4 protein-coding genes (1 of these 4 cut by a window edge) are annotated in these 4,204 nt (G+C 70.7%); 3 read left to right on the top strand and 1 reads right to left on the bottom strand.

Going from position 1 to position 4,204, the window contains the following annotated elements; translation table 11 throughout:
• Positions 1-880: ABC transporter permease (locus tag D455_RS0113490; RefSeq protein WP_017571246.1), on the bottom strand; the 880-nt coding region annotated here is incomplete at its 3' end.
• 211 nt (positions 881-1,091) lie between these two features.
• Here D455_RS0113490 and D455_RS0113485 point away from each other — a divergent pair.
• The 3 genes from D455_RS0113485 to D455_RS0113475 all read left to right on the top strand — a co-directional run.
• Positions 1,092-1,535, top strand: a complete 444-nt coding sequence (locus tag D455_RS0113485) for a helix-turn-helix transcriptional regulator (RefSeq protein ID WP_017571245.1) — start codon at positions 1,092-1,094, stop codon at positions 1,533-1,535.
• Positions 1,536-1,540: 5 nt separating this feature from the next.
• Positions 1,541-1,951, top strand: a complete 411-nt coding sequence (locus tag D455_RS0113480) for a VOC family protein (protein ID WP_017571244.1) — start codon at positions 1,541-1,543, stop codon at positions 1,949-1,951.
• A gap of 179 nt (positions 1,952-2,130) precedes the next feature.
• Positions 2,131-4,204, top strand: the 5' portion of a protein-coding gene (locus tag D455_RS0113475; RefSeq protein ID WP_017571243.1) for an excinuclease ABC subunit UvrA. The gene runs 341 nt beyond the window's last position; only the first 2,074 of its 2,415 coding nucleotides appear in the window; the start codon lies at positions 2,131-2,133; the stop codon falls past the right edge of the window.

Genomic DNA, 4,204 nt, shown 5'->3' with positions numbered 1-4,204 from the left:
CCGCCTGCCGCTGGGCGATGAGGATGGCGAAGGTGTTGTGGATGACCAGTCCGCCGACGAACACCGCGATCGCGCCGAACAGCAGCAGGGCCATGGCGTAGACCTCCGCCTGGAGGCTGGCCGCGTCGGACAGGAGCGCCGCGTAGTCCCGCCCGGTGGTGACGTCGACCCCCTCGGTCCCGGCCGCCTCGACGACCGCCGCCACGGCTTCGGTGACGCGTTCCTGCGACAGCCCGTCGGTGCCCACGACGTCGATCTCGACGAAGTCGTCGCGGCCGGTCATCGCGACGGCGGTCCCGGGGGTGTAGAACAGGGACCCCCGGAAGTTCATCAGGGAGTTGAAACCGGCGTTGACCAGGCCGACGACGGTGAACGTGTGCGTCTCCCCGTCGTCTCCGCGCACCTCCACGCGGTCGCCGACGCCGTGGCCGGTCTGGCGGTGCGTCGCGGTGGCGAGGGCGACCTCGTCGGCGGCCTCCGGCGCCCGTCCCTCGACCACGGGGTAGCGGTGGAGGACCTCGTCACCGGGCAGGGACAGGGCCAGGGTCGGCACCTGGCCCGCCACGCGGCCCCGCTCGTCCAGCAACGCGGCGCCGCCGTGGACCAGGCCCGCCGCGGAGGCGACCTCGGGCAGGTCGCGGATCCGTTCGAGAAGGTCCCGGTCGAGCCCGGTCGGTGCGGCCTCCTCCCCGCGGTCGGCGATGACGAGCGCGTCGAACCCGTCCACGCCGCTCAGGGCCTGTTGGCTGTAGCTCTCGCGCATGGTGTCGGTGAAGACGAGGATGCCGGTCACGAACATGACGCCCAGCACGATGGCCAGCGCCGTGGTGAACAGACGGCCCCGGTGCAGGCGCAGGCCCGCCAGTGTGGTGCGCAGCATGGTTCAGGTCCCCGCGTTCGTGCTCGGCGTGCTCGGCATTCCGTCTCCCGTGCCCGTTTCCCTTCAGGTGCGGGAAGAGCCTAGAAGCGGGGGGCGTTCCGGCACCTCTGCCGAAAGCCAGGAACCGCTGCACTGTTCCGGGGGGTCCTCGCGCCGCCCGGCACCACTTTCGTCGGTGTCCCGCGCCCGACTTCCGTCGGTGCGGCGTGGCATGATCCGAAAGGTGAGCAGCAGACCCGTCAACGCGCAGCGCCCACAGGACCTCGCGCGGCTGCGCCGTGTCCGCGACCGGATCGACCGGGAGTACGCCCGGCCCCTGGACGTCGAGGCGCTCGCCCGCGGCGTGCANAGCCGCCAGTTCCGGCTCGCCTACGGCGAATCGCCGTACTCCTACCTGATGACGCGGCGCATCGAACGCGCGATGGCCCTGCTCCGCCGTGGCGACCTCAGCGTCACCGAGGTCTGCTTCGAGGTCGGCTGCGCGTCGCTGGGCACCTTCAGCACCCGTTTCACCGAACTGGTCGGCGTGCCGCCCAGCACCTACCGGCAGCGGGCGGCGCGCTCGGCGGAGGGGCTGCCCGCGTGCGTGGCCAAACAGGTGACCAGACCGATCAGGAATCAAGAAGCGCGCAACACCCGGCCAGGCCTAGCGTGACTGTCATGGACATCACGATCTACACCAGCTTCCTCCCGCACGAGGACCCCGAGGCCTCCCTGGCCTTCTACCGCGACACCCTCGGCTTCGAGGTCCGCAACGACGTCGGCACCGGGAGGATGCGCTGGATCACGGTCGGCCCCGCCGACCAGCCCGGCACGTCCATCCTGCTGGCGCCGCCCGACGCCGACCCCGGCATGACCGACGACGAGCGCCGCACCATCGCCGAGATGATGGCCAAGGGCACCTACGGCTGGATCCTGCTGGCCACGAAGAACCTCGACGACACCTTCGAGCGGGTGCAGGCGGGCGACACCGAGGTCGTCCAGGAGCCGACCACGCAGCCCTACGGCGTGCGCGACTGCGCCTTCCGCGACCCCGCGGGCAACATGGTCCGCATCCAGGAAGTGACCTGAGCCGCCCGGCGACCGCGGCCATGACCCAGGGCACCTGAGGGAGCCCGCGCACGACGCCGGGGGCGGCGGCCCGACGACCGCCGCCACCCGCCCGGGGGCCACGTTCCCGAACCCCTTCCACGACCGGCGGAGCCCGCCCGGTCCCGCACCCGCGCCACCCGACGAACCACGGAGACACGATGAGGACGGACCCGCAGTCGCCCGCGCTGCACGTCGCCGACAGCCACGACATGATCCGCGTGTACGGCGCACGCGAGAACAACCTCAAGGACGTCAGCGTCGAGATCCCCAAGCGTCGGCTCACGGTCTTCACCGGTGTCTCCGGTTCGGGCAAGAGCTCGCTGGTGTTCAGCACGATCGCCGCGGAGTCGCAGCGGATGATCAACGAGACCTACAGCGCCTTCGTGCAGGGCCTCATGCCGACGCTGGCCAGGCCCGACGTCGACGTCCTCGACGGGCTGACCACGGCGATCATCATCGACCAGGAGAGGATGGGCGCCAACGTCCGCTCCACGGTGGGCACCGCCACCGACGCCAACTCGCTGCTGCGCATCCTCTTCAGCCGGCTCGGTAGGCCCCACATCGGCTCGCCCAACGCGTTCTCGTTCAACGTCGCCTCGGTCCAGGCGAGCGGCGCCATCAAGGTCGGCACCGGCAGGGCCGTGAAGCAGACCTTCACCCGCACCGGCGGCATGTGCACGCACTGCGAGGGCCGGGGCACGGTCTCCGACATCGACCTCAGCCAGCTCTACGACGACTCCAAGTCGATCTCCGAGGGTGCGTTCACCATCCCGGGCTGGAAGTCGGACAGCTTCTGGACGGTGCGGGTCTACGCCGAGTCGGGCCTCGTCGACCCGGACAAGCCGATCCGCGACTACACCGAGGAGGAACTGCACAACCTCCTCCACAAGGAGCCGGTGAAGGTGAAGATCGAGGGCGTCAACCTCACCTACGAGGGACTGATCCCCAAGATCCAGAAGTCGTTCCTGTCCAAGGACCGGGAGGCGATGCAGCCGCACATCCGGGAGTTCGTGGACCGTGCGGTCACCTTCACCGCCTGCCCCGAGTGCGACGGCACCCGTCTGAGCGAGGCGGCCCGGTCGTCGAGGATCAACGGGATCAGCATCGCCGACGCGTGCGCGATGCAGATCAGCGACCTGGCCGCCTGGGTCCGCGACCTCGACGAGCCAGGGGGCACCTCCCACGCGTACAGTGGCGTCAGCCACGCGTGGGGGCCGGTGGCGCCGCTGCTCGCGAAGCTCGGGCACACCCTCGACTCGTTCGTGGAGATCGGGCTGGGATACCTCTCGCTCGACCGGCCGTCGGGAACCCTGTCGGGGGGCGAGGCGCAGCGCACGAAGCTGATCCGCCACCTCGGCTCCGCGCTCACCGACGTCACCTACGTCTTCGACGAGCCCACCATCGGCCTGCACCCCCATGACATCCAGCGGATGAACGACCTGCTGCTCCGGCTGCGGGACAAGGGCAACACGGTGCTCGTCGTGGAGCACAAGCCGGAGACGATCGCGATCGCCGACCACGTCATCGACCTGGGTCCCGGTGCCGGGACGGAGGGCGGCACGATCAACTTCGAGGGCACGGTCGACGGGCTGCGCGCCAGCGGGACGACCACCGGTCGCCACCTCGACGACCGTGCGCGGCTCAAGCCGGAGGTGCGCACGTCCACCGGTGCCCTGGAGATCCGCGGCGCCGACACCAACAACCTGCGCGACGTCGACGTGGACGTGCCGCTGGGCGTGCTGTGCGTGGTGACCGGCGTGGCGGGAAGCGGGAAGAGCTCGCTGCTGCACGGGTCGCTCCCGTCGGGCGCCGGGGTGGTGACGGTCGACCAGGGCGCGATCCGCGGTTCGCGGCGCAGCAACCCGGCGACCTACACGGGGATGCTCGACCCGATCCGCAAGGCCTTCGCCAAGGAGAACGGCGTGAAACCGGCGCTGTTCAGCCCCAACTCCCAGGGCGCCTGCCCGGCCTGCAACGGCGCCGGGGTGGTCTACACCGACCTGGCGGTGATGGCCGACGTCGCCGCGCCGTGCGAGGAGTGCGGCGGCAAGCGGTTCCAGGCGGAGGTGCTGGAGTACCGCCTCGGCGGCCAGGAGAAGGGCAAGGACATCAGTGAGGTGCTCGCGATGTCCGTCAGCGAGGCGCACGTGTTCTTCGACGGCGGAGTCGACGGGGCCAAGGTGCCCGCGGCCGCGAGGATCCTGCGGCGACTGGAGGACGTGGGGCTCGGCT

The sequence above is a fragment of the Nocardiopsis halotolerans DSM 44410 genome (assembly GCF_000341065.1).
Taxonomy (GTDB): domain Bacteria; phylum Actinomycetota; class Actinomycetes; order Streptosporangiales; family Streptosporangiaceae; genus Nocardiopsis; species Nocardiopsis halotolerans.
This window is presented reverse-complemented; position numbering and strand designations above follow the sequence as displayed.